General features: G+C 64.3%; 30 protein-coding genes and 1 tRNA gene. 13 read left to right on the top strand and 18 right to left on the bottom strand.

Annotated features, from left to right (window positions below):
• Positions 1-18 precede the first annotated feature (18 nt).
• Genes AC0IX7_RS08160 through AC0IX7_RS08150 form a run of 3 tightly spaced genes read right to left on the bottom strand, consistent with a single transcriptional unit; the run spans position 19 to position 1,579 of the window.
• On the bottom strand, positions 19-1,071 hold the full coding sequence (locus tag AC0IX7_RS08160; RefSeq protein ID WP_471811204.1) for an SGNH/GDSL hydrolase family protein: 1,053 nt from the start codon (positions 1,069-1,071) through the stop codon (positions 19-21).
• 8 nt (positions 1,072-1,079) lie between these two features.
• Entirely contained in the window at positions 1,080-1,385 is a 306-nt protein-coding gene (locus tag AC0IX7_RS08155; RefSeq protein WP_471811203.1) for a hypothetical protein, read from the bottom strand.
• Complete coding sequence (locus AC0IX7_RS08150; RefSeq protein WP_471811201.1) at positions 1,385-1,579, bottom strand: hypothetical protein; 195 nt, start codon at positions 1,577-1,579, stop codon at positions 1,385-1,387. Before AC0IX7_RS08150 ends, AC0IX7_RS08155 begins: the two co-directional genes overlap by 1 nt.
• A 21-nt stretch (positions 1,580-1,600) precedes the next feature.
• On the opposite strand from AC0IX7_RS08150, the gene AC0IX7_RS08145 reads away from it, so the two are divergent.
• Positions 1,601-1,747, top strand: a complete 147-nt coding sequence (locus AC0IX7_RS08145) for a hypothetical protein (RefSeq protein WP_471811199.1) — start codon at positions 1,601-1,603, stop codon at positions 1,745-1,747.
• Positions 1,748-1,751: 4 nt separating this feature from the next.
• Here the strand turns inward: AC0IX7_RS08145 and AC0IX7_RS08140 are convergent, their stop codons facing one another.
• The 9 genes from AC0IX7_RS08140 to AC0IX7_RS08100 form a co-directional block, all read right to left on the bottom strand.
• Positions 1,752-2,009, bottom strand: a complete 258-nt coding sequence (locus AC0IX7_RS08140) for a hypothetical protein (RefSeq protein WP_471811197.1) — start codon at positions 2,007-2,009, stop codon at positions 1,752-1,754.
• Positions 2,010-2,269: 260 nt separating this feature from the next.
• Positions 2,270-2,734, bottom strand: a complete 465-nt coding sequence (locus AC0IX7_RS08135) for a hypothetical protein (RefSeq protein ID WP_471811195.1) — start codon at positions 2,732-2,734, stop codon at positions 2,270-2,272.
• Positions 2,731-3,315 (bottom strand): lysozyme, encoded by a 585-nt coding sequence (locus AC0IX7_RS08130; RefSeq protein WP_471811194.1) that lies wholly within the window; start codon positions 3,313-3,315, stop codon positions 2,731-2,733. Before AC0IX7_RS08130 ends, AC0IX7_RS08135 begins: the two co-directional genes overlap by 4 nt.
• Entirely contained in the window at positions 3,312-3,665 is a 354-nt protein-coding gene (locus AC0IX7_RS08125; protein ID WP_187502734.1) for a hypothetical protein, read from the bottom strand. Before AC0IX7_RS08125 ends, AC0IX7_RS08130 begins: the two co-directional genes overlap by 4 nt.
• Before the next feature lie 4 nt (positions 3,666-3,669).
• Positions 3,670-3,885, bottom strand: a complete 216-nt coding sequence (locus tag AC0IX7_RS08120) for a tail protein X (RefSeq protein ID WP_471811192.1) — start codon at positions 3,883-3,885, stop codon at positions 3,670-3,672.
• Positions 3,885-4,364 carry a head completion/stabilization protein gene (locus tag AC0IX7_RS08115; RefSeq protein WP_471811190.1) on the bottom strand — a complete coding sequence of 160 codons (480 nt, stop codon included), beginning with the start codon at positions 4,362-4,364 and terminating at the stop codon, positions 3,885-3,887. Before AC0IX7_RS08115 ends, AC0IX7_RS08120 begins: the two co-directional genes overlap by 1 nt.
• Positions 4,365-4,502: 138 nt before the next feature.
• The gene (gpM, locus tag AC0IX7_RS08110) at positions 4,503-5,231 is read right to left on the bottom strand and encodes a phage terminase small subunit (protein WP_471811188.1); all 729 of its coding nucleotides are present in this window, start codon (positions 5,229-5,231) and stop codon (positions 4,503-4,505) included.
• Positions 5,232-5,327: 96 nt separating this feature from the next.
• Positions 5,328-6,398, bottom strand: coding sequence for a phage major capsid protein, P2 family (locus AC0IX7_RS08105; RefSeq protein ID WP_471811186.1), 1,071 nt, complete (start codon positions 6,396-6,398; stop codon positions 5,328-5,330).
• A 47-nt stretch (positions 6,399-6,445) separates the two neighbouring features.
• Positions 6,446-7,273 (bottom strand): GPO family capsid scaffolding protein, encoded by an 828-nt coding sequence (locus AC0IX7_RS08100; protein WP_471811185.1) that lies wholly within the window; start codon positions 7,271-7,273, stop codon positions 6,446-6,448.
• Between the two features lie 171 nt (positions 7,274-7,444).
• On the opposite strand from AC0IX7_RS08100, the gene AC0IX7_RS08095 reads away from it, so the two are divergent.
• The 3 genes from AC0IX7_RS08095 to AC0IX7_RS08085 all read left to right on the top strand — a co-directional run bounded on the left by AC0IX7_RS08095 (position 7,445) and on the right by AC0IX7_RS08085 (position 11,298).
• Positions 7,445-9,262, top strand: a complete 1,818-nt coding sequence (locus AC0IX7_RS08095) for a terminase large subunit domain-containing protein (protein WP_471811183.1) — start codon at positions 7,445-7,447, stop codon at positions 9,260-9,262.
• Complete coding sequence (locus AC0IX7_RS08090) at positions 9,262-10,344, top strand: phage portal protein (protein ID WP_471811181.1); 1,083 nt, start codon at positions 9,262-9,264, stop codon at positions 10,342-10,344. The genes AC0IX7_RS08095 and AC0IX7_RS08090 overlap by 1 nt, the downstream gene beginning before the upstream one ends.
• A gap of 147 nt (positions 10,345-10,491) precedes the next feature.
• The gene (locus AC0IX7_RS08085) at positions 10,492-11,298 is read left to right on the top strand and encodes a DNA adenine methylase (protein WP_471811179.1); all 807 of its coding nucleotides are present in this window, start codon (positions 10,492-10,494) and stop codon (positions 11,296-11,298) included.
• Positions 11,299-11,359: 61 nt separating this feature from the next.
• Here the strand turns inward: AC0IX7_RS08085 and AC0IX7_RS08080 are convergent, their stop codons facing one another.
• A complete protein-coding gene (locus AC0IX7_RS08080; RefSeq protein ID WP_471811177.1) occupies positions 11,360-11,677 on the bottom strand; it encodes a hypothetical protein in 318 nt (105 codons plus the stop codon).
• 81 nt (positions 11,678-11,758) lie between these two features.
• On the opposite strand from AC0IX7_RS08080, the gene AC0IX7_RS08075 reads away from it, so the two are divergent.
• The 5 genes from AC0IX7_RS08075 to AC0IX7_RS08055 all read left to right on the top strand — a co-directional run bounded on the left by AC0IX7_RS08075 (position 11,759) and on the right by AC0IX7_RS08055 (position 15,068).
• Entirely contained in the window at positions 11,759-11,887 is a 129-nt protein-coding gene (locus AC0IX7_RS08075) for a hypothetical protein (RefSeq protein ID WP_471811175.1), read from the top strand.
• An 85-nt stretch (positions 11,888-11,972) separates the two neighbouring features.
• The gene (locus AC0IX7_RS08070; RefSeq protein ID WP_471811174.1) at positions 11,973-12,623 is read left to right on the top strand and encodes an SOS response-associated peptidase family protein; all 651 of its coding nucleotides are present in this window, start codon (positions 11,973-11,975) and stop codon (positions 12,621-12,623) included.
• A gap of 54 nt (positions 12,624-12,677) precedes the next feature.
• Positions 12,678-12,890 (top strand): YozE family protein, encoded by a 213-nt coding sequence (locus AC0IX7_RS08065; RefSeq protein ID WP_471811172.1) that lies wholly within the window; start codon positions 12,678-12,680, stop codon positions 12,888-12,890.
• Between the two features lie 375 nt (positions 12,891-13,265).
• On the top strand, positions 13,266-13,433 hold the full coding sequence (locus AC0IX7_RS08060; protein ID WP_471811170.1) for a hypothetical protein: 168 nt from the start codon (positions 13,266-13,268) through the stop codon (positions 13,431-13,433).
• Positions 13,434-14,108: 675 nt separating this feature from the next.
• Positions 14,109-15,068: a hypothetical protein gene (locus tag AC0IX7_RS08055; protein WP_471811168.1), complete on the top strand. Its 960-nt coding sequence runs from the start codon at positions 14,109-14,111 to the stop codon at positions 15,066-15,068.
• Positions 15,069-15,292: 224 nt separating this feature from the next.
• Here AC0IX7_RS08055 and AC0IX7_RS08050 read toward each other — a convergent pair whose 3' ends face one another.
• From AC0IX7_RS08050 to AC0IX7_RS08040, 3 genes are all read right to left on the bottom strand, one after another.
• Entirely contained in the window at positions 15,293-16,006 is a 714-nt protein-coding gene (locus tag AC0IX7_RS08050) for a replication protein A (RefSeq protein ID WP_471811166.1), read from the bottom strand.
• Positions 16,007-16,025: 19 nt separating this feature from the next.
• Entirely contained in the window at positions 16,026-17,291 is a 1,266-nt protein-coding gene (locus tag AC0IX7_RS08045) for a tyrosine-type recombinase/integrase (RefSeq protein WP_471811164.1), read from the bottom strand.
• Between the two features lie 159 nt (positions 17,292-17,450).
• Positions 17,451-17,540, bottom strand: a tRNA-Ser gene (locus AC0IX7_RS08040).
• A 128-nt stretch (positions 17,541-17,668) separates the two neighbouring features.
• On the opposite strand from AC0IX7_RS08040, the gene AC0IX7_RS08035 reads away from it, so the two are divergent.
• Complete coding sequence (locus AC0IX7_RS08035) at positions 17,669-17,932, top strand: hypothetical protein (protein WP_254687957.1); 264 nt, start codon at positions 17,669-17,671, stop codon at positions 17,930-17,932.
• Positions 17,933-17,936: 4 nt separating this feature from the next.
• Here AC0IX7_RS08035 and AC0IX7_RS08030 read toward each other — a convergent pair whose 3' ends face one another.
• Positions 17,937-18,089 (bottom strand): hypothetical protein, encoded by a 153-nt coding sequence (locus AC0IX7_RS08030; protein WP_471811162.1) that lies wholly within the window; start codon positions 18,087-18,089, stop codon positions 17,937-17,939.
• 184 nt (positions 18,090-18,273) lie between these two features.
• Here AC0IX7_RS08030 and AC0IX7_RS08025 point away from each other — a divergent pair, with 184 nt between their 5' ends.
• The 3 genes from AC0IX7_RS08025 to AC0IX7_RS08015 are packed head-to-tail and all read left to right on the top strand — an operon-like array spanning position 18,274 to position 20,695.
• Positions 18,274-19,377, top strand: coding sequence for an acyl-CoA dehydrogenase family protein (locus tag AC0IX7_RS08025; RefSeq protein WP_471811160.1), 1,104 nt, complete (start codon positions 18,274-18,276; stop codon positions 19,375-19,377).
• Between the two features lie 47 nt (positions 19,378-19,424).
• Positions 19,425-19,559, top strand: coding sequence for a PIG-L family deacetylase (locus AC0IX7_RS08020; RefSeq protein ID WP_471811158.1), 135 nt, complete (start codon positions 19,425-19,427; stop codon positions 19,557-19,559).
• Positions 19,556-20,695 (top strand): SAM-dependent methyltransferase, encoded by a 1,140-nt coding sequence (locus tag AC0IX7_RS08015; RefSeq protein ID WP_471811156.1) that lies wholly within the window; start codon positions 19,556-19,558, stop codon positions 20,693-20,695. The genes AC0IX7_RS08020 and AC0IX7_RS08015 overlap by 4 nt, the downstream gene beginning before the upstream one ends.
• A 611-nt stretch (positions 20,696-21,306) precedes the next feature.
• Here the strand turns inward: AC0IX7_RS08015 and AC0IX7_RS08010 are convergent.
• Complete coding sequence (locus AC0IX7_RS08010) at positions 21,307-21,564, bottom strand: hypothetical protein (RefSeq protein ID WP_471811154.1); 258 nt, start codon at positions 21,562-21,564, stop codon at positions 21,307-21,309.
• Positions 21,565-21,567 lie beyond the last annotated feature (3 nt).

The raw sequence follows: 21,567 nt of genomic DNA, 5'->3' as shown, positions 1-21,567 counted from the left end.
CCGCTACCGTTGACAGAGTCAGCCGTTCGGCGCCGACAGCCGGCGACGGATGGGCATCTGCCGGATCACGAAGCTGGCGGTGCCCGCGCACGATCCCTCGAGGTGGACGTACGCCGCCATATAGCTCTTGGTGGTGTAAGCCGGGACGGTGAAGGGCCGCGTCATCAGCGTGGCCGTGTAGGGCTGATCAGCGCCGATGCTGCCGGACGTGGTGGCGGTGTAACCGTCCATGTAGTTGAAGCCCGTCGCCGACCCGTTCAACGTGCCGACCGTGACCAGCTCGAGGCGGGTTGCCGCAAGGCATGACGATGCCGCGGTGACCTGAATCTGCGTCACCGCCTGGACGATGTCGCCCGGCTGCCAGTTCGCTGACCCCACGGTCTGAAACAACCGACAGCTATCGCCGGCCGTGGCCCATTGGCATGTCACGGTGACGTTGTTGCCGACGCCTTCGGGATCGGCCTGCGTGCCGAACGTAGCCGTCGTGCCTGCCGAGCCGAACGCGGTCCAACCAGACGGGACAGTTCCGGTTGCCGTCCCGCTCAGCGTGCCGCCCGTCGCGGTCGCAAAGATCGGGTTGGCGAGAAGCTGCCAGCGGCCATTGCCGGGAAGTTCGGTACCGGTGCGGGTCAGGACGCTGCGGGGCGGGACGATCTGGTTGATCAGCGGCAGCAGCGTGAGGGCATGGTAATACGAGCCGCGGCTTATCTCGTGTGTCCCGTCGAGCGAGAAGCCGGGTTTGAACGTCACGGTCGACGCGGCCGCGGTCGGGTTCATCACCGCCGATCGCGCGTCGTTCAGATAGACGTTCGGGGTGCCCTCGACATAGTCGGCGAGCCGGGTGTTGAGTTCGTTCATCTGGCTGACCTGCGCGGCGGTCAAACCGTTCGCACCGACTTCCGCCTCGAGGATAACCTTCATCCCGGCCAGCCGCCCCATCTCCGCCATCGCGATGATGTTACCGGCTGCGGTCGCGCCGCTGGTCGCTGCGGTCGGATAGTTCTGCGCGAGGTCGTTCACCCCGGCGATGATGTAGAGGATGCCGGCGCGCGTCGCGAGCGCCTGCGGCATTCGAGCCATCATCTGGTCGGTACGATCGCCCGACTTCCCGAAGGTCGGTCCGATCGAGAACCGCCCCCGGATAGCTGTTTCGCCCATACCAGAGCGCTGCGCATGTTCAGCGCGTATTGCGCGGGATCGATATAGACCGCGTCACCGCGGCTATCGGCGACCACCGTAGCGATGCGCGCGTCGCGTCCAACAGCGAGCGCCTGTGCCTGCACAGCCAGGCCGCGCGCCGATGGATCGATCTGCGCCGCGATCGGCGAGACCGGGAACGTCAGCAGCAGGAAGAACGCGACCAGGCGCGCCATCATCGCGCGCATCACTGCGACACCCGGTAGCCGATGCCGGCGTTCGGGAGGGACAGGTAGAAGGTCGCGCCGGCTTCGGTCTCCAACCACGGCTGGTCGACGCCCTGCCGGGTGTACGTGCCGAGCACGACGCCGGCCGGCGTCAGCGGCAGTCTGGTCGTGCCGCCATCGGTCGAGCGCAGCAGCTGCGCCGTGCCCCCGGCCATGCGACAGCGGACAGCGCGACGGTGATCGCGCGGCCGAGCTGGGGCACGAACGGGCCGACGACCTGTGCGGCCGAGGACGTGCCGGCGAGTGCACTCGACGTTGCCGCCAGCGTGACCGGGTTCAACGTGCCCGATACGGGAATGGCGGTCGCGCCGGGGATGCCCTGAATCGTCAGGACCTTGGCGTTCGGCGTGCCGGCCGCGCCGGTGGGCGTGTCATCGCCGCCACCGGCGCTACAGCCCGACATGCAGCGGACGGGCAGACCGTGTGCGTCGTCGACCGGGATCGCCTCGCTTCGCAAGGGCCGAAGGCGAGCCCCTGCAGCACGGTGATGCTCTGGTCATTATAGATCGGCTTGGCCTGGCTGTGCGCGCTGGCGGACGCCAGCAGCGCGGGACCAGCCAACAGGGCGAGTAGACGGAGTTTCACCGCGGCTCCTTTCACTTTGCGTTGGCGACCGGGCACGTGCCCGGTGCATTCCAGTTGACGAGGCGGTCGCCGCGATCGGCGTTGCCGGCGAAGGCGCGCGCGAGGCGGATGATGCCGGCGCGGATGGCGGTCGGGATCTGCGCAATCAGCGCGGGATCTTCAGGCAGGCCCGCGGGGCGATCTGCGCAGTGCAGCAGCTCGGCGGGGGCGTGGCCTTCACCTTCACGACGATCGGCGCCGAGATAGCCGCGGGCGGCGCGTCAGCGTGCCGGGCGCAGGCCGGCAACGCCGTTAACAGCGCGAAACCAATCGCTATCGACAAGGTTCGTCCGTTCAGCTTTCGCATCTGCCATCTCCATTCGTTGAGCAGCCGAGCTTGCTGCCTCGGCAGCAGCACGCGCGGCGCGGGTGTCTTCATTCTGTCGGGCGTCATGGTCGGCCATCGCCTGCGCGAGCGTCGCCGCGGCGAGCTGGTCGCTGCTGGCCTTGAACCGGACGAGACCGGCGACCGTGGCGGCGCAGGCCTCCCCGCGGGGTGTCTTGCCGGCTGCGGCAAAGCCAGTGCCGGATCCGGCGCAGATGACCTGTGCGGCGTGCTGGAGATCGTCGCGGTCGGCGCGCGCCTGACGTGCCTCGACATATTGCCAGGCGCCGACCGCGGCGACGATCACGAGGACGACGAACGCGAAGTCGCCGCGCAGCTTGGTGAACAGAGTGCGGATCATCGCGGAAGCTCCTTCAGGCAGATGGCGCGCTCGCGCGCGCGGCGGGCGACCAGGCCGGGCAGGACGCGTCCGCCTGCGAACCGGTAGCGCGGGAAGAAATCGCAGCCGGCGCGCCACTGGCCTGCGTTCCAGAACCGGGCGATGCTCGACTTGCAGACCATCGAGACGCCGACATTGTAGGCGAGCGACACGATCGCGATCGCCTGATTGGTGCGCCCGTAGACGCCGGGGATGCACTTGATGACACCCTCGGCATGCACGATCAGCTCGCGCTCGAGCATCGTCGCGCACTGCGCCTCGGTGTAGGTCTGGCCGAGCCGGATATCCTTCGTCGCGATGCCGTCGCAGGCGGTCGCGACGCCGACCGCGTCGAGATACGCCTTCAGATATTGCTTGCCCGAAACGTGCTTGATCGTGATCGCGCCGCTCGGCGCGACGGTCGCGGTGACCTTGCGGCCGCTCTCTTCGGCCGGGGTCATCACGAACAGCGCGAGCGCTGCACCGACGCTGCCGAGAACACCGGCGAGGGTCTTCGCCGGAACCTTCGGCTTCGGCGTTGGGGCGGGCGTTGCGGCGGTCACAGGCGGTCCTTTCTGGGGAAGAAGCGGTCGAAAAAGGCCGCGGGGATATCGGTGACGCGCTCGCTGAGGCCGGCGATGAACTTGGGCGTCGCCTTGAAAGCGATCATGCCGACGACGAACCCGACCGCCTGGATGACGAACGGGTCGGGCTGGCCCCATGGCCACAGCACGCGGATGACGCCGGTCGCGAAATAGCTGACGACGATGCCGACCGACATTTGCAGGAAGCGGCGCGACCAGGTCAGGCCGGTTTCGTAAGCGAGGCTGACCGCGGCGCCGAGCGCGGCCGGCGTCAGTCCGAACGCGAATGCCAGCAGCGACACGCCGAATTCGTGGAGTAGATCCTTCATACGGTCAGTCCCAAAGCTGGATAAGCGGGAGGGTGCGCGCGGCCGGCGCCATGCTGGCTGGCATCGCGATCTGTGTGCCGAGCGGCAGCACGGCGTCGACGTCGGCAATGCCGCGGTTGAGATCGAGCACGCGGCCGATGTCGGCAGCGCCCAACCCGCGCTCGCGCCAGATGAGTTCGTCGAGCGTGTCGCCCTGTCTTGCGGTGAGGACGTCGGCCATCAGATCAGCTCGACGCGCAGGCGCGTCCGGCCGAGCATGTCGCGCACCGCGTGGAGCGCGTCGCGGCGCAGCTCGACGATCGACGGTTCCATGTCGTCGACCTGCCGCTGACCGGTGCCGGTCACATCCATGTCGCGGTACGTCTCGACCAGCTCGGCCTTGGCGCTGGCGCCGATCGCGCGCGCGTAGAGCAGCACGAGGCGGCTTGTGCCGTCGATCTTCGGCGATGGAACCGCGGCAAGCGACGTATGGCCGGCGAGGACGTGGGCGGCCTGCCAGGCAGCGAGCTGGTTGCCGACGGTCATGATCGCACCGACGATCGCGCGTTTCAGCCGATCGGGCGTGACGACATCGCGCACCCGCCATTCGTCGCGGATCTGCGTAGCGTCGATGTCGGGAAACCATCCGTCGTTCGTGACCGGCATTTCGGCCGGCTCGGGCGGGATGACGATGAGGGGCGCGCAGCCGAACCCGCTCATGCGACGATGGCGATTGTGACGAGCATCGGGCGCGATCCTTCGTGTTTTCGGGGGTGGGGATCAGGAACGGTCGATGGCCCTCAGCGCCGAAGCGCCCTCCCATCCCGCGTGATCCGCCCCCGAGCGCCGGGGGCGAGCTTATTTGGCCGGCGACGTGCCGGCGGATTTCGTGGTGAGCTTTGGCGGCGCAAGCGCGCGCTCGAGCCGCTTGATTTGTCCGGCAACGCCGACCCGGTCGTGCAGCGCAACGGCGCGACGCAGAGGGGCAAGCGCACGGTGCGCAACGTCGGCGAATTCCGGTTTCGTCGGATCCATCGCGTCGGCCGCGCGCGCCAGTTCCGTGCCGATCGCCTTGTGCAGTTTGGCGCGAACCTGATCGTGCATGTCCGCGTCGGCTGTTAGTTCTTCGACATGCTCCAGCACGTCGAGCGGGAACGGCTGTTTCGCGGTCTGCGCGCGGATCGCGGCGTCGGCGATCTCCTCGACGATCAGCGCCGGGGCGGACCGTTCGTAGCGCGACGGCAGCGGCACGTTATAGGCGACGACATGGTCAGCGAGTTCGAGCGCGCGCGCGTAATCGCCGGTGTCGATCAGCCAGACCATGATGGTCGGCAGGACGTCCTCGGCAACGCCGATGCCGGCATTCCGCCCGCCCTCGAGCAGCCCGGCAACCCAGTCGGCATAAGCGGGCAACAGCTCGCGCTTGGTTTCGATCTTGCGCTGGATCGAATGGATTTCCTTCAGCCGACGCAGGTCGTGCTGCAGCCGCATCGCGATCGATGCGGCTGCGCGTTCGGCAGGGGTGCCGGCGTCGGACGACGACGCCGCAGGGGATAACCCGCTCTCCGTGACGGGAGCAGATGCCATCTGGGATGCAAGGATTCGATCCCGATGTTTGCGAGCAAGGCTCATGGCATGTCCTGTGGAGAGCGGGCTAACTGGTAAGGGGAAAAGCGAGGCCGGTTAGGCCGCCTTTTTCTTCCCCATGATGATGTTCTCGACGAGGGCGACCTTGCCCATGTCCTCGATCACGAAAGCCTGATTGACGCTCTCGTAATTCTCGATCTGGTCGCGCTTGGCGTTGTCCTCGATCTTGCGACGCTCGGTGCCGATCTGCTCGTAGACCGACAGGTTCGCGAGCGTGGTGATCAGCAGCGCGTTCTTGGGGAACTTCGGCACCCGGACCGCCTGCAGGCCACCCAGCTTCTTGTCGGAGAGCAAGACGTCGCGCGCCAACGTTTCGGTCGCCTTGTCGCCGGCCGCGTTGACGATCGAGAAATACTTGTCGTGGACGAGGTCACGGCCGACGATCACGACCAAGTCGGTGTCGTCGCGGTAATTCTCGTCGAGCAGCTCGATCGCGTCATAGATCAGCGCGTCGATATTGACGTAGTCGACGTCCGTGCCGACCTCGCCTGCACCGACATAGATCGCGCCGGCAACCGTCACGACGTTGTTCACGCGGGTGGCGGGCTTCAGATCGCCTTCCGACAGCACGCGAGCGGGCGCGTCGAGGCGGATATGCTGCAGCCAGCCGATGTTGACGTCCTGCAACAGCGGGTACGTGTTCGGGTCGGTCTCGACCGCCACCTTCACGCCGTTGAAGCCGATCGTGATGATGTCGAGGGCCTTCGCCTTGACGATCGCGTCACGGATCAGCGGCTGGAAGTTCGGCTGGTGGGCCCATGCGTCGAGCGTCTCGTAGCGGATCAGCGTATCGAAGTCGGTCTTCTCGCAGCGGTAGCGCGTCTCGTCGAGATCGCCGGGATAGCGCGGCTGGCGATCGTGGATCCGGGTATCGGTGCGGCTGGCGATCGTGCCCTTCACGCCGACGCCGACCTTGTCGCCTTCCTGGGCGACGACGGGGATGATGTTGATGCTGGTCAGGAACGCGCTCGATGCCTGGATCTTGCCGCGCAGCGTCTGTGCCACGGCGGGCGCGACGGTGAACGACTTGCCGGTGTCGGCGACGCCGTTCAGCTTGCCGATCTGCATGGTGTAGGCGTCGTACTTAAGGCGGGTGTCGTTCAGCATGGGGCGGCTCCTGGGCGAATATCAGTCGGTGCGAAGAGGGGACGGCGTCAGCAGTCGGTGACAGGCTCGCCGGTGCCGCCATTGGCGTGCGTGCGATTGAACTGCGGTTCGGGCGTCTTCTCGAGCTTGGCCTGCAGCGTCGCGAACTTGCCCTGCAGCTCGGCATGGGCGTCGGTGATCGGCTTGATTGCAGCAGCAATGGACTTGCCGACGACGTCACCCATCTGCGTGGTGAAGGCTGCGGCATCGAAATTGTCGTTGGCGGGTGCCGGGGGCGTGACGACCTCGATCTTCTCCGGCTTGCCGCCCTTCAGCGTTGCCGCGAGCGCGGAGAAGAAGCCGGCGACGGCCCCTTCGACCTTGGCCGGATCGGACGCGGGCGTTTCGAAATCGAGCGAGATTGCTTCGCCGCCCTGCGAGAACAGCGAGCCGGGCGCGGTGCGCGAAAATTGCAGCGCCTGCGTGCCGATCGACGCAGGCTTGTCGGTAAAGGCGAGGCCGATCAGGCCGACCTTGCCGCATCCGGCATAGCTGTCGGTCAGCTCGACCGAGGGATAAGGCTTCTGATTCTTGGCGACGAGGGCGACGAGCTGGTCGTTGCCATCGACCTGGCAATACAGCGCCTTCAGCTTCTCGGTCTTGCCGGCGATCTCGATGTCGTCGGTCTGGGCGCGGACGGCGACGACGTCGCCATAGCCGTTGAACGGGGGCTCGGGGCTGTAGCCCGACAGATGCTCGACGTTGATGCGCGGGGTGTAGGTTCCGGTATTGAAGGTCTCGACGATCTGGTCGATCCACGCGTCGTCGATCTTGCGGCCGTCGCTGATCGTCTGGCCGGCGACGAATGCGCGGAAGAACTTGCTCTTGGTGCCCATGGCGGTCGGTCCCTCGGGGTTCGAAATCGGTGGGCCGCGTCAGGCGGCATCTGGAAGCCGCAAAGGGACCGAAAGTGCCGCCTCTCTCAAGCGTGCGCAGGTGTGGGATCGCATTCCACACCCTGGACACGGTGCGGACGGCACCGATCGCGCGGCAAGGTCCGCCGCGACATGGACAAGCTCCCCGCAGATACCGGCATGCCGCTGCCCGCCGCCACGATGCCGATCCCGATCGACGCCGAGCGCCAGGCGCGCAGCCTGTATTGGCGCGGTTGGGGCGTCACCCAGATCGCCGACGAGCTGGGGTTGAAGCGGCCGACCGTCGAGGCGTGGAAGCAGCGCCGCAAATGGGACGAGGCGTCGTCGCTGTCAAAGATCGAGGATGCGCTCGAATGCCGCCTCAACACGCTGATTGCCAAGGACGCGAAGACGGGCGGCGATTTCAAAGAGATCGACCTGCTGATGCGAGCGGTCGTTGCCGGTGCCCGCGTGCGCCGGTTCGAGGCGCCCGGCGGGCACGAGGGCGATCTCAACGAGAAGGTCGCCAACCGCAACGCCGGTGACCGCAAGGCCGGCAAGCCGAAGAACCACTTCACGACCGAACAGGTCGAGCAGCTCGAGCAGATCTTCCACGACGAGCTGTTCGGCTATCAGGAGGATTGGTGGGGCGCGAAGGATCAGCGCACCCGCATGATCCTCAAATCGCGTCAGATCGGCGCGACATGGTACTTCGCCCGCGAGGCGCTGCTCGACGCGCTACGCGGAGGCGGCAACCAGATCTTCCTGTCGGCGTCGAAGAACCAGGCGCACATCTTCCGCAACTACATCGTCCAGTTTGCCGCCCGCGTCGGCGTGAAGCTGCAGGGCGATCCGATCGTGCTGACGGCCGACACGATCCCCGAGGGCGAGCCCGCAGCCGAGCTGATCTTCCTCGGCACGAACGCCCGCACCGCGCAGGGCTACCACGGCAATTTCTACTTCGACGAGTTCTTCTGGACCTACGGCTTCGAAGAGCTGAACAAGGTCGCCAGCGCCATGGCGATGCACAAGCGCTGGCGCCGCACCTATTTCTCGACGCCGTCGACGATCGCGCATCAGGGCCATCCGTACTGGACGGGCGAGCGGCGCAACCGGCGGGTCAAGAAAGCCGACCGGATCGAGATCGACGTTTCGCACGCCCGGCTGCAGGCAGGCGTGTTGTGTGAGGATCAGGTCTGGCGGCAGATTGTCACGATTGAGGACGCCGCGGCGCGCGGCTGCGACCTGTTCAACCTCGACGAGTTGCGCATCGAATACGCGCCCGACGAATTCGCCAACCTGCTCATGTGCCAGTTCGTCGACGACAGCCTGTCGGCGTTCAAGTTCAACGAGCTGCAGCGTTGCACCGTCGACGCCATGGTCGACTGGACCGACGTCGACATGCTTGCGAACCGGCCGGTCGGCAATCGCGAGGTGTGGGCCGGGTTCGATCCGCAGGAGAGCGAGAACGGCGACAATGCCGGGTTCGTGATCGCGCTGCCGCCCACCGGGCCCGGCGGCAAGTTCCGCCTGCTCGAACGTCACCAGATCAAGGGCGACTTTCAAGAGCAGGCCGAGTTCATCCTCGCCCGCCTGGCGCGGTATAACTGCACCTATCTCGGGATCGACAAGAAGGGTGTCGGCGCCGCGGTGTACCAGCTGCTGCGCGATAAGATGCGCGGCGTCGTCGCGATCGAATATTCGCTCGAGGTGAAAACCGGCCTGGTCATGAAGGCGCAGCACACCTTCGCTCGCCAGCGCGTCGAATACGACGCCGGCTGGATCGACCTGCAGTCGGCATTCCTGTCGATCAAGAAGGCGCTGACCCAGAGCGGCAAGAGCGTGACGTTCAAGACCAGCCGCACCGAGGCGGTCGGACACGGCGACCTCGCCTGGGCGGCGATGCACATTTTCATCAACGAACCCCTCGACGGCCAGGCGCGCCCGAAAACACGAATGGAGCTATTCTAATGAGCAAGCGTAACCGGGCGCAGCGTATGTCGCGGGGCGAAGCCGCTGTAGCATCTAGGGGTGCCGTCCAGACAACGGCGAGCCCCTCGACCGCGGTGAACGCCTTCTCATTCGGCGAGCCGGTCGAGGTGCTGAACCGGCGCGAGATCATGGATATGGTCGAATGCTACCGCAACGACCGCTGGTACGAGCCGCCCCTGTCGCTAGACGGCCTGGCGCGCGCGTTCCGCGTGTCGCCGCACCATAGTTCGGCGATCATGCTCAAGCGCAACCTCATAGCCGCGTCGTTCGATCCGGTGCCGCGGAGCGCGGCAGACCCGACGCCGATCCTGTCGCGGTCGGCCTTCGGAAAGGCGGTGCAGGACTATCTGGTGTTCGGAAACGCATATCTCGAAGCCCGCAAGAACGTGCTCGGCGGGGTCATGGATCTGCACCACGCGATGGCGAAATACACGCGCCGCGGTATCGTCGATGGTGAGTTCTACTGGACGCCGGGGATGGCCGCGGCGACCGCGTTCGCCGCCGACAGCGTCATTCAGATCATGCAGCCCGACATCAACCAGGAGATCTACGGCGTTCCCGAGTATCTCAGCGCGCTGCAGTCTGCGTTGCTCAACGAGGCAGCGACGCTGTTTCGGCGCCGCTATTATCTCAACGGCAGCCACGCCGGATACATCCTCTATGCGACCGGCGACATCGACGAGAACGACACCGATGCCCTGCGCGAGGCGCTGAAAAACTCCAAGGGGCCGGGCAACTTCAAGAACCTTTTCGTGCACGCGCCGGGCGGCAAGGATGGCAGCATCAAGATCCTGCCGATCGCCGAGGTCGGCGCAAAGGACGAGTTCCTCGGGATCAAGAACGCGACGCGCGACGATGTGCTGGCGGCGCACCGAACCCCGCCATCGGTCCTCGGGATCGTGCCGGCGCAGGGCTCACAGCTCGGCAAGATCAGCGAGGCCGTCGACATGTTCTTCGAGCTGGAGATCCTGCCGCTGCAGATGGCGTTCATGGAAATCAACGATTACCTCGGCTTCGAGGCCGTCCGGTTTACGCCGCGCGCGGTAGCGCCGGCCAAGTAGTTCGACGTCCGGCATAGCCGGGCGGGGATGCCGGGGTCCAGCCCGGCACACCGACGAGGATCTGTCTCGCCACGACCAACGGCCATCGGCCGTCCCGCACCCCGCAATCCGCGGGGGCGGGATCTCTACAAGGCGAGCAAATCCTACATGTACACCCTTAATTCCGTCCGGCCCGTCTCACCCGCGGCCGGCTATATCGGCGGCAAGCGCAATCTGGCGTCGCGCCTGGTCGCGATGATCGAGCGCGTCGACCACGACGGCTATGCCGAACCCTTCGTCGGCATGGGCGGCGTCTTCCTTCGGCGCCGATCGCGCCCGAAGGTCGAGGTCATCAACGACGTGTCGGGCGATGTCGTCACGCTCTTCCGCGTCCTACAGCGCCACTATCCCTACATGATCGACATGCTCCGGTTCCGCGTGGCGGCGCGATCTGAGTTCGAACGACTGAAGGCGACGCCGCCCGAGACGTTGACCGACCTCGAACGCGCCTGCCGCTTCCTCTACCTCCAGCGCCTGGCGTTCGGGGGCAAGGTCAACGGCCGGAACTTCGGCGTCGACAAGACACAGGGCGCGCGCTTCAACGTCGCCAAGCTTGAGCCGATGCTCGCCGATATCCACGAGCGGCTTGCCGGCGTCGTGATCGAGCAGCTCGGCTATGCCGACTTCATTCGGCGGTACGATCGCGCTGGCATGCTGTTCTATCTCGATCCGCCCTATTGGGGATGCGAAACCGACTATGGCCAGGACGTGTTCGGCCGCGGCGACTTCGACCAGCTCGCGGCGCAGCTCGCGGGGATCAAGGGGCGCTTCATTCTGTCGATTAACGACACACCCGGCGCGCGGGCGACGTTCGCGCGGTTCTATGTCGGCACGGCCGAGACAACGTACACGGTTGGTGCCGGAGCCGCTCAGCGTGCCGGGGAGCTGATCGTGTCGAATTTCGCGCCCGATTGATCCGCTGGCGCCGCGGTGCGGCGCCAGCCCCGTACTCAGGTCGGAATGGAAAAGGAGGCTCCTATTGGGTCGTGTCGCCCGTTGCGACTGCGCCCATTGTCACCGCCATAAGGGAAGGCCCCCGCGCTTGATGATCCAATCGTAACAGGCGAACCCATGTCGCTATGTGCTTAGCAGCAACCTCGCCGCCCTTCCGCAGCTGCTGCGGTGTTGTCAGGTTCGTGTCGTTCTCGAGGACTGCCGCGATCGAAAGGGCATGAAAGTCGATGATGTCGTCGGCCGACAGCGCGTTGTCCGGCGAGTTCGCTGCCAAATAGTCCATCACCAAAGGCATGATTTTCTGAAACAGGTCGACCTTTGCCTGAATATCGACCTTCATGACGTGTGACGATTTGGCGGTTCGATCCATCTACGCAATGTATGATCTTGCGAGGCCGAACGGAAGGGTTACGCTGTGGCGATGATAGATCCAGCCAACCTTTCTGACGACGCTCTGTTGCACGCGTACGAGCAGACCGACGGCGTTCCGGGAAACCCGGAGGCCGATGCGTTGCTCGCCGAGATTCAGCGTCGAAATCTCGACGAATGAGATCCCAGCGCGATGGAGCAAAGCCTTCGTGGTTGGCATTTGCGATGACGAGTGTTGTGGTCCCGACGATCGAGGGGGCCGCCTGATGTGCAACCGTGCAAGGTTCAGCGGCGAGCCCGAGACGATAGTCGAGCGCTTTGGCGCCCAGTGGCTGACGCCGAAGCCGATGGACAACCGGTTCAATCCGCAAGAGCTGTATCCAAAAAGCCGGGCCTATGTGGTTCGCGACCAAGACGGGCATCGCGGCCTCGACGTGATGAACTGGGACGTCACGGCGGGACAGGCCCCATGGCCAATGACGAATGTGCGCAATCTTGCGCTGCCGCAGTGGAAGGCTCTCGCCGGCAACCCGGCGAACCGCTGCCTGGTACCGCTTACGGAATTTTGCGAATGGACGCCGAAGCCGATCGATCAGGGCGATGGAAAGAAGGCGATCAAGGGCGAGATGTGGTTCAACGTCCTTGATCAGCACGTGTTCGCAATCGCGGGATTTTGGCGTCAAATCGGCGACGAGCGATACTTCGCCATGGTGACCTGTGACCCCAACGAGCTGGTTGCGCCGATCCATCCGAAAGCCATGATCACGGTACTCCATCCGAGCGATCACACACGCTGGCTGACGGGGAGCTACGACGACGTGGTAGCACTCCAGCGGCCGTATCGACCGGATCAGATGTCGGTGCGCGGTCCTGTCTTTCCTACACGGAAGCCGGTCAAGGCCAAGAACACGGATTGAGAACAAACGCGGAACAGGCTACATCCTTGCATACTGATTCGACGCGAGGATGCGATGATGCCCGACACCCCGTTCGGCCAATGGCTGATGACCCAAACAGACAGGGCCGGGCTCGTTGGGCAGTTGGCGACGGGCGCGCACGCTGATCGACGCTTCCCGAGAACCGGCGATCCGGAAGCTGTTCGAAAGCATCTTTCCGCGATGCAGGCCGACGGCGATATGTTCGACGCGGTCGACGATGCGGAGCTCGACTGGCTGTGCGCTTGATGGCATCGGCTCGCAATCCTCGTGATCGGCTCCCAGAGTTGGCGATCGAGAGGGGCAGGAGCCTCGCTAGTTTGTCCGCTATGATCGGCCGCAACCCAGCATACCTTCGCCAGTTCGTTACGCGTGGCTCTCCCCGGCGACTGCCCGAAGACGAACGACGCCATCTCGCGATCGTGTTGAACGTCGACGAGCGCGAGCTTGGCGCGCGCGATCCGTGGTCGCCCGGCTGTGGGCTATAAGAGCCTTCGAACCCTTTCCGATTGCCGGAAGCATGGGGCTGTACTCCTGATCATCTGCCGCTGCGGTCGGCAGGTTTGGAAGCTTCCAGGCGAATTCATACAGCCGCCGCCCGGCCACCCGAAGGTCCGAGGTCATATGGAGATCAACCATCTCGCTAGCGTACTGCTCTGCCGGTGCGGCCGAAAAGGTGCGCGCATCGATGTCGTGATTGACCCGCCGGTACCCAAGGGCGTCGCCGTCATCGAGTTCCTGCGGGCCGACGATCGTGAGCGGAAACGGCTCATTCGGATCGCGCGCGGATGAACGGGCAGGGGCCAATGACGCTCGGCAACGTGAGGAGCGATGGCGTTCGGGCAATAGTGGCGGACTGCGCGTGCGGTTATCAAGCATCGGTCAACGTCGATCAGCTATCGGACCATCTGGCGGTACCTCAGCTGGCGCGACGCTTTCGATGCACCAAGTGCGGTACGTCCGCCCGCTCCACGCGACCCGACTGGACAGACCAAAGCGGAACGGTCGCCCGACGGTGACCGCTACGGACAGCATCATTAGCGCGCCGACCCCGATTACCGCGCAAGAACCCCGCCTCGCCCGCCCACTTAATAGGTCGCTTTTGATGCAGTCCTAGAAAGTGGTGCACACCATACGGGGAACAGGGCCGTAGAGGGCGCTTTAAGCCAGTGGGAAGATGCGGATTGATGCAGCTGTAGCCCGTTCGGCTCGAGTTATTGCCCTCGCTTGGATTGCGGGCTTTCGGACCAAAATTCGCTTTCGATCAAGCTGCCAAATCGCACGCCCTAGTTGACGGTTGGCGGTCTCCGGCGAGTTTCCGACAACGGGGCGACACGGTAGTTCGATAAGGCGGCGCTCCCGAGCTACGTCGCATTGGCTCTGAATATCCAGTCTGAGATACTGGATCGTTTGCGCGATGCGCATCGTGGGCTACTTAAATCTGGATTCGTAAGCGGGGCAAAAACTATGACCATAAAGGGCGTAACGTCGGTAGCGGGCTTTGATGAAAAGAAAAGAAACCTGTTGGTTGCGTCAGCAATTGGTATTGTCATTAGATTTGCCGCCCCGACTTCAGAAATAAAAGTTCCAGGCTTGGGAACTGAAGTGTCAATATCTTCGGGTTGGGCGTTTAGCTTCATTCTTGGAGCTATCATTTACTTTATGTTTCAATTTTATTTATCGCTGCGTGTGGTAATTTCGACAAACTCGGTAGCTCTTGACGGTGGCCAATACAATAGTGTTCATGACGCAATCATAGCGTCGAAAAGCGCCCTGTCGCAAAGATTTTCTGAAATGGATAATGCGCTTGCGTACGCATCCAACAATAAGCTTTTGCCCGCCATTAGCTCGGTTAACGATTTTCGATCAAAAGCCGAATCCGCCATTGACACTACTTTTACAGAATTTGATAGATCGTTAGATAGCAAATTTCAAAGTGAAGCGCAACTTAACGTAACCATTGCAGATAACCGTGAATATTTTGTAAGTCGATTAAATGAAGCTCGCGAAGAATTCCGAAAACATTATAAAACCATGAGGAGCAGTATAAATGCTAATCGGGATGCTCAGAGGCGTGTTGTCGAAGCTATATCTGAATTTCGAGATATAGTCGATAAATTCTGGCAAGCTTCCATAGAAGAGGAGAAAACCCAGAAGAAATTGGAAACCAGTCTTCATACATTCAGTTCTAGTATTGATACGGTCCAACGGTACGGCTTTCGTGTATTGGATCAGTACGTTCCATTGATAGTTGGTATAATTGGAGTATTTTGCACGGCATCCGGAGTCTTTGGTGCTGTCCGGAGCTACAGCTCTGCCCCGCTAAGCATCGGGCTTCCCAACTCAACGCTTCCGGCGCCACCGGCGACAGCGTGGACAATTGAAAGTCCGGATCTTGGTGGGTTCGTTCCCGTTCACCATCGCTAGTTGGCAGTCTAATTTGATTTAGCCGCGTATTAAGTCGAGCTCCGCAAAAACCGCCCGCTTTCTTCGAGCCACGACCGATTTCGCGCATCCTCCCCAGGATGCACGGGACGGCGCAAGCCGGCACGCTCACCCGCGGTCGCTGGATGTTGAACCCGTTGGGTTCGGGGCCTCGGGGGCTTGGTGAAGCATCAAATCTGCGCACGCCAACGGCGTTCCTTTTATATTTAACCTTGTAGGGTCGGGTTCTGACCACCCGGTGGATTCGCGTTACAGAGATCTACGCGACGCCCTAGCGAAGCGAGTGCTTTCGCGAGCGGAGACTCGTCGCCGGCACGGAACGCCGCCAGGTCCTCGGCCGAGATCGTCGCGAGCATAGCCGCGGTTTCCTCTTCGTTGGCCTTCCTGCGGGTCACCTCGTCGTCTGGCATTGGCCCCTTGCCCATCATGCGGCGGACCATGTCGGCCGCTTCCTTCGGCAGACCGAACCAATACGCGTTCGTCACCTGCTTGACCTGGGGGCCGAAGGCGTCGGGATCCTCGATCGGTTCGAACCGTCGGATCCAGTTGAGGAAGCCGTGATCCTTTAGACGCGCGAGCGCGCTGACGATAGCGCCGCGCGAACGGCTTAGCCGCGTCGCCAACGTCGCGATGGCGGGTTCGAGCCTGCCCGTCTTGAAGTCGATCATTCGCATCAGCTCGCGCAGCACGTCGACGCCGATCGCGCCCAGCGGCCCGTTACGCTTGCCAGCGATCTTGTGCTTTCGGTCGTAGGTTTCCGCAGCACGCATGCGCGCGTTGCGTTCAGCCTTATTGAACGGCCGCCAATACCGCTGCTCGCGCTCGCCTGCGCGATAGCTGCTACGGCGGACCGGCTGTCCGGTCCGATGTCCCTTTGAGGCCTTGCCGCCGACAATCTTGAAAAGGGAGCGCGCAGTCATGCCACTGCTCCCACGCCGGTTACCGTCGAGGAATAGTAAGCAGCGCTTCCGGTGGAGCGAGATCCCGGATCAGCATGTCGGCCCATTCCTGCGCGAGCTCGCGCCGGCGTGGCATGTATGCGGCCCGATTGTACGCGCCCTCGTTGCTGGAAACTCCAGTCGGAATATGCGCAAGCATCAAGTCGATTATCGCCCGATCGCCGACCCGGTTCTGCTCGCCCGCCAGCTCGTTCATCACGGTTGAGAATGTTGATCGCCAGCCGTGCGGCACGTGCACGCCTGCGAAGCCGGCGTCTCGATAAGCCTTGCTCACAGTGCTGTCGCTGATCGGTTTGCGTGGATGCCGGATGCTCCGAAAGATCAGCGGCGCATTCCCGGAGAAACCCATCGCTACCTTCACTGTTGCCACCGCCTGCGCTGACAAAGGCACGAGGAATTCGTACGCAACGTCTTCCTTGCGCTCCAAAACTAGCTTCATCTTCGCGGCGGGAATACGCCACAGCGGGGAGGGGCCGTCCAAATCCTCGAACTCGCTGGCTTCCGCCATACGTAGCACACCAGCTCGGACGGATGTCAGCGCCAGAAGTCGCGAGGCAAGCTTGGTGAGCGGATGGCCGGGCGTACTCTCTACGGACCTCAACACATTCGTCGCTGCCTCGATCGTCCGCACCGCGGGAAACTTGCCCTTTGGTACTCGAGCAAGTGCCTTTGCGGCGACCGCTGCCGGGTCGGCCGTCGCTATTCCGGCCCCGATCGCCCGCGCAAAGATTTCCGATATGCGCTGTCGGACCCGATGCGCAGTCTCGATCGCCCCCCGCTGCTCGATCGGACGAAGCACTTCGATCACCAGCGGTGTCGTGATCGCATCGATCGGCAGTTTTCCGATCTTCGGAAACACATCCTTCTGCAGTGTGCTGAGGACTAGCGCTGAATGCCGCGCCGACCAAGTTGGCGTCTGACTGGCATGCCATTCCAGCGCGATGATCTCGAACGAGTTGCCCGCTCGGGCGATCTGCGCTGCTGCCTTCTGTCGCTTGTCCACTGCCGGGTCCGTGCCGCGGCGAAGTTCCCGCGAAGCTGCCTCGCGCAGGTCCCTGGCCTCTTGCAACGAAACGTCCGGGTAGGCACCGAACACGATGCGCTTTTCCTTGCCGCCGATTCGATACTTCCAGCGCCAGCTCTTGTAGCCGCTCGGCATCACGAACAGGTAGAGCCCGTGTGCATCGCCCAGCTTGTAAGGCTTCTCCATAGCCTTCGCCTGACGGCATGCCCGATCGGTCAGCACCCGGTGCCCCCATCTGGCTGAACCGGTGCCCCGAAAGTGCCCCCTGATTGGTTACGCTGCATTGATGTTCAATGATGCCGCGTGAGACAAACCGCAACCCAAAACCCAAGGTAATCTGAGGGGTTGCGAGACCCTGTGAGACAACCTGAAAACATGGGGTGGCGGAAGAGGTGGGATTCGAACCCACGGATGAGTTACCCCATCGCTGGTTTTCAAGACCAGTTCCTTAAACCACTCGGACACTCTTCCGTACCGGCGCTAGGACGAGCCGGACGACGGCGTCTAAGCGGAGAGCGGCGCGATCGCAACCGTTGCTATGCGCCGCCGCATCGCCGCATCCGATTGCGCGGGGGCGGGCGGTCCGCTAGGCTGTTCGCATGGACCTAGACGCGATTTCGCACCACTTCTTCGGCACGACCGACATCGACACGCTCAGCCCCGAGGCGCTGGAAGCGGGACGCGACCGCGTGTCGCTGGCGTTCGGCACCGAGCGCGATGCCGGTCGACGGTTCGCGTTATGGGCGGTGTTGCGCGCGACCGGCGATGCGCCCGATCCGACACGCGCGTTCAAGGACCCGCGGGAGCAGCGCGCGGCGCAGATGTATGCGTCCGCGATCGGTATGGCCGGCGCAGACGACTAGACGTTCAGGCCGCGCGGCGTTCCAGCAGCGCACGGTCGATCCGCCGGATCAGGTCCGCGATCGGGGGTACGTCATACCCGGTAGCGAGATCGCCATGCCGCGGCGACGCGCACATCCGCTTGCCGACCAGCGCGAAGACATCCTGTTTCTGTGCCATCGATCCGGTCCCTTCCGATCGCGCGACTATGCCGGCCAAGCGTTAACCAAAGGTTTTGGGCGAATTTGGATCTGGTTAACCGTCGCCGAGGCCCAGACACGCAACGCTCGCGGCGTTCCGGCGTTCTACTGGCACAGCGGCCGTATCGCATGGTTCGCAGCGCGCGGGGATTGATCCACTGGCCATGACATCACCGGCACGATCGCCCGCACATCCACAGGGTTGGACGACGTTGGAGGCGGTCCGCGCGCTGGCAGCCGACTGGGATCGCACCAACGGAGACGAGGTGTTCCCCGCCGAGCGCGTCGCCGCGCTGCACGAGGTAGGAGCGCTTGCCGGTTTCGTCGACGTCTCGTCTCCCGAACGGACCGACGCGCTGGTCGACGTATTGCGCGCCATCGGTGGCGCCGATCTCAGCCTCGGTCGCGTGTTCGAGGGCCATGTGAACGCGGCGCAGCTCGTGTCGGCCTATGGCGACGACGCCCAGCGGCGGACGTTGGAGAGCGATCTCGAGGCTGGTCGCGTCTACGGGGTCTGGAACACCGAGCCGCAGCCCGGTCTGTCGATCCGCCCGGACGGCGACGGTCGCTGGCTGCTCCAGGGCCGCAAGAGTTTCGCAACCGGGGCGGGGCACCTCGATCGCATCCTGGTGACCGCGCGGGACGCGACCGGCGGCAAGCAACTCGTCCTCGTCCCGATCGCTGGCGAAACCGCGCGCGCGGACAATAGCGGATGGCAGGTTCGCGGCATGCGCGGCACGTGCAGCGGCCTGTTCGATTTCTCCGACATGCCGATCGGTGCCGAGGGCATGATCGGCGCCCCCGACGTGTACGAAACCGAGCCGCGGTTCAGTGCCGGCGCATGGCGGTTCACCGCGGTCCAGCTCGGCGCGGTCGAGGCGCTGGTCCGGCATCTGCGCGATCACCTCGTCGCGACCGGCAAGGGCGACGACGCGGTCCAGCGTGCGCGGTTCGCCACCTGCCTGACGGAGACGCGCAGCGCCGGCCTCTGGGTACGTCGCGCCGCGCATCTGGCGGAGGCGCACGCGACCGAGGCGATCCCGTTCGTGCTGATGACCCGCGGCATCGTCGAGGAGGCGGGGCTGAAGACGATGGAGGCGGCGGCGCGCTCGGTCGGTACCGCGTCCTTCTTCGCCGCCAGCCGGATCGACCGGATCACCCGCGATCTCGGGCTGTATTTGCGTCAGCCGGTGCCCGACCAGGCACGCGATCGGGCGGCGGCGGCATGGCTGGAGGAGGATTGCTGGGGCGACGATCGGTGGTGGTAGCGCCGGGCCATCGCGCCTGGAGCACACTCTTCCGTCGCGCCCGACCGATGTCCGCCAAGGCAGCCGCGGCGCAAGGTCCGTGGCTGATCCTCGCGCCGCATCCCGATGACGAGACGCTCGGCTGTGGTGCACTGATCGCCGCGCTCGCTGCCAGCGGGGACGCGCGCATACCGCATTCGTGACCGATGGCGCGGGATCACACCCCGACGCACCGGGTTGGAGCCGCACGCGTATCGCCGGGTTACGCCGTACCGAAGCCGCCGCCGCGTTGCGCCTGCTGGGCGGAGAGGCCCCGCTGCATCTCGACTGGCCCGATGCGGCCCCGCCGAAACCCGGCGACCCGCGCTTCGAACGCACCGCGGATCGCCTGGCGACCTGGTGTCGCGCCCGCGATATACGCCGGATCGCGGTAACGTGGGACGGCGAGCCGCACTGCGATCACGAGGCCGCCGCAGCCCTCGCCGATGCAGTCGCGCGGCGTATAGCGGTTCGCCTGTATCACTATGTCGTCTGGGGCTGGACCGTTGCGGACGTAGTCGAGCGTGTCCGCCGTCACCGCGTCGTCTCGATCGACACGGCGGCGGCCAGGCCGCAACAACGTCGCGCGATGGCATGCCACCGCAGCCAGCGCGGCGGGCGTATCGTCGGTGCCGCTGAGAACTTCCGCCTCCCCGACAGGATGCTCCGTCTGCTCGATCGGCCCACAACCCTATTGCTGGAGATCCCCGTGCGTCGTGAACACTCGATCGCCCCCGACTATTTCGAGGCGCTCTATAAGGACAAGGGCGATCCCTGGGACTTCGAAACCAGCGCGTACGAAGCCGCAAAATACGCCGAGACGCTCGCCGCCTTGCCCCAGCCGCGGTTCGCCAATGCGCTGGAAGTCGGGTGCGCGAATGGTGTGCTGACAACCCAGCTTGGTTCGCGGTGCGACGCGTTGCTGTCGGTCGACGTCTCACCGACCGCGCTGGCCTCGGCGCGTGCGCGGTGTGCAAATCAGCCGAACGTGACGATCGAGCAGCGCCGCCTACCCGACGAAGCGCCCGAGGGGATTTTCGATCTCGTGATGTTGTCGGAGGTCGTCTATTACTGGGACAGCGCCGACATCGTCCGGCTCGCAGGCTATCTGCGCGGCGCGGTGGTGTCAGGCGGGTATGTGATGCTGGTCCATTGGATCGGCGAGACCGATTATCCCAAAAGCGGGGACGAGGCCGTTGCCGAACTGCACGCTGCGCTCGACGATCGCGTCGCGGTCGTTCGCAGCGACCGGCACGAGGCGTACCGGCTCGATCTCTGGCGGCTCGAAGGTGCGGGTTAGGCGAATCAGCGACTGCGCCTCCCGGATCGCCGCAGGCAAAGTCGCAAAGCTCAACTGATCGTCCGGCCTGGCTACCGCGGGGTTGAGCGCGGCCACCACGGCATAGGTTTCGTGCAACGGTGCGTCGATCGGCTGATCGATCCACCGCGCCACGGCATCGGCCATGCCGCCCGGCGCGCGACCAGAGATCCGGCAGGACGTGAACACGCGCACGTTCAGCGGGTGGCGCACCTGGCCGCCATGCGCGCGGATGCGGTCGAACAGCGCACGGTCCTCTGCCACGGACGGCGTGGGCGCACCACCGATCCGACGGTACATCGCGTGTGTGACCGCGATGCTCGCGCCGCCTTCGTAGAAATGGCGAGGCCAAGGATCATGTGGCTGCGTCTCAGCGCGAGCGCGAAGATAATCGAGCGCGGTGTAATAGCGTCCGAGCTGGTCCAGCCGATGCTGTGCCGTGACGCCCAGCGATGCGCGATCTGCCTTGAGCGTCAGCGCACGTCCGGCCACGGCATCGTTGCCCGCATCGATGTGCGCGACGATCCGCACGATCCAGTCGGCCGCGACGTTCGTGTCCGCGTCGGTCGACAGCAGCAAATCGGTATGATGGGTCAGCAGGTTCGCGCCTGCATCGAGCGCCAGGCGCCGCGCCCAACCGGCGTGCCGAGCGCCCGGTAAAGCGAAACGGCCGACCATGCAAGCGTTGCATGGTTCGGCCGCCAGGTGTTCAAAATCTCGATCGTCCCATCGGTACAATCGTTCGCCATCGCGACGATGACGACTTCGCCACCGTAGCGCCCCGCCGCACGATCCAGCGCGTCTAGGCATCCGCCCAGATACTGGTCTTCGTTCTTGACGGGAATGGCCACCGC

The sequence above is a fragment of the Sphingomonas sp. AC411 genome (genome assembly GCF_979253035.1).
The sequence above is the reverse complement of the archived record's forward strand: the minus strand, read 5'-3'. Positions and strand labels throughout refer to the sequence as shown.

Excerpts from the sequence above, each read along its gene's own strand:
- AC0IX7_RS08025 (WP_471811160.1), top strand. The coding sequence starts at position 18,274 with ATGACATCACCGGCACGATCGCCCGCACATCCACAGGGTTGGACGACG.
- AC0IX7_RS08120 (WP_471811192.1), bottom strand. The coding sequence starts at position 3,885 with ATGGCCGACGTCCTCACCGCAAGACAGGGCGACACGCTCGACGAACTC.
- AC0IX7_RS08115 (WP_471811190.1), bottom strand. The coding sequence starts at position 4,364 with ATGAGCGGGTTCGGCTGCGCGCCCCTCATCGTCATCCCGCCCGAGCCG.
- AC0IX7_RS08095 (WP_471811183.1), top strand. The coding sequence starts at position 7,445 with ATGGACAAGCTCCCCGCAGATACCGGCATGCCGCTGCCCGCCGCCACG.
- AC0IX7_RS08090 (WP_471811181.1), top strand. The coding sequence starts at position 9,262 with ATGAGCAAGCGTAACCGGGCGCAGCGTATGTCGCGGGGCGAAGCCGCT.
- AC0IX7_RS08160 (WP_471811204.1), bottom strand. The coding sequence starts at position 1,071 with ATGCCGCAGGCGCTCGCGACGCGCGCCGGCATCCTCTACATCATCGCC.
- AC0IX7_RS08030 (WP_471811162.1), bottom strand. The coding sequence starts at position 18,089 with ATGGCACAGAAACAGGATGTCTTCGCGCTGGTCGGCAAGCGGATGTGC.
- AC0IX7_RS08060 (WP_471811170.1), top strand. The coding sequence starts at position 13,266 with ATGGAGATCAACCATCTCGCTAGCGTACTGCTCTGCCGGTGCGGCCGA.
- AC0IX7_RS08065 (WP_471811172.1), top strand. The coding sequence starts at position 12,678 with ATGATGCCCGACACCCCGTTCGGCCAATGGCTGATGACCCAAACAGAC.
- AC0IX7_RS08105 (WP_471811186.1), bottom strand. The coding sequence starts at position 6,398 with ATGCTGAACGACACCCGCCTTAAGTACGACGCCTACACCATGCAGATC.
- AC0IX7_RS08155 (WP_471811203.1), bottom strand. The coding sequence starts at position 1,385 with ATGCGCGCGATGATGGCGCGCCTGGTCGCGTTCTTCCTGCTGCTGACG.
- AC0IX7_RS08070 (WP_471811174.1), top strand. The coding sequence starts at position 11,973 with ATGTGCAACCGTGCAAGGTTCAGCGGCGAGCCCGAGACGATAGTCGAG.
- AC0IX7_RS08135 (WP_471811195.1), bottom strand. The coding sequence starts at position 2,734 with ATGATCCGCACTCTGTTCACCAAGCTGCGCGGCGACTTCGCGTTCGTC.
- AC0IX7_RS08085 (WP_471811179.1), top strand. The coding sequence starts at position 10,492 with ATGTACACCCTTAATTCCGTCCGGCCCGTCTCACCCGCGGCCGGCTAT.
- AC0IX7_RS08020 (WP_471811158.1), top strand. The coding sequence starts at position 19,425 with ATGTCCGCCAAGGCAGCCGCGGCGCAAGGTCCGTGGCTGATCCTCGCG.
- AC0IX7_RS08150 (WP_471811201.1), bottom strand. The coding sequence starts at position 1,579 with ATGGCCGGGGGCACGGCGCAGCTGCTGCGCTCGACCGATGGCGGCACG.
- AC0IX7_RS08050 (WP_471811166.1), bottom strand. The coding sequence starts at position 16,006 with ATGACTGCGCGCTCCCTTTTCAAGATTGTCGGCGGCAAGGCCTCAAAG.
- gpM (WP_471811188.1), bottom strand. The coding sequence starts at position 5,231 with ATGGCATCTGCTCCCGTCACGGAGAGCGGGTTATCCCCTGCGGCGTCG.
- AC0IX7_RS08100 (WP_471811185.1), bottom strand. The coding sequence starts at position 7,273 with ATGGGCACCAAGAGCAAGTTCTTCCGCGCATTCGTCGCCGGCCAGACG.
- AC0IX7_RS08125 (WP_187502734.1), bottom strand. The coding sequence starts at position 3,665 with ATGAAGGATCTACTCCACGAATTCGGCGTGTCGCTGCTGGCATTCGCG.
- AC0IX7_RS08055 (WP_471811168.1), top strand. The coding sequence starts at position 14,109 with ATGACCATAAAGGGCGTAACGTCGGTAGCGGGCTTTGATGAAAAGAAA.
- AC0IX7_RS08075 (WP_471811175.1), top strand. The coding sequence starts at position 11,759 with ATGATAGATCCAGCCAACCTTTCTGACGACGCTCTGTTGCACGCGTAC.
- AC0IX7_RS08035 (WP_254687957.1), top strand. The coding sequence starts at position 17,669 with ATGGACCTAGACGCGATTTCGCACCACTTCTTCGGCACGACCGACATC.
- AC0IX7_RS08080 (WP_471811177.1), bottom strand. The coding sequence starts at position 11,677 with ATGAAGGTCGATATTCAGGCAAAGGTCGACCTGTTTCAGAAAATCATG.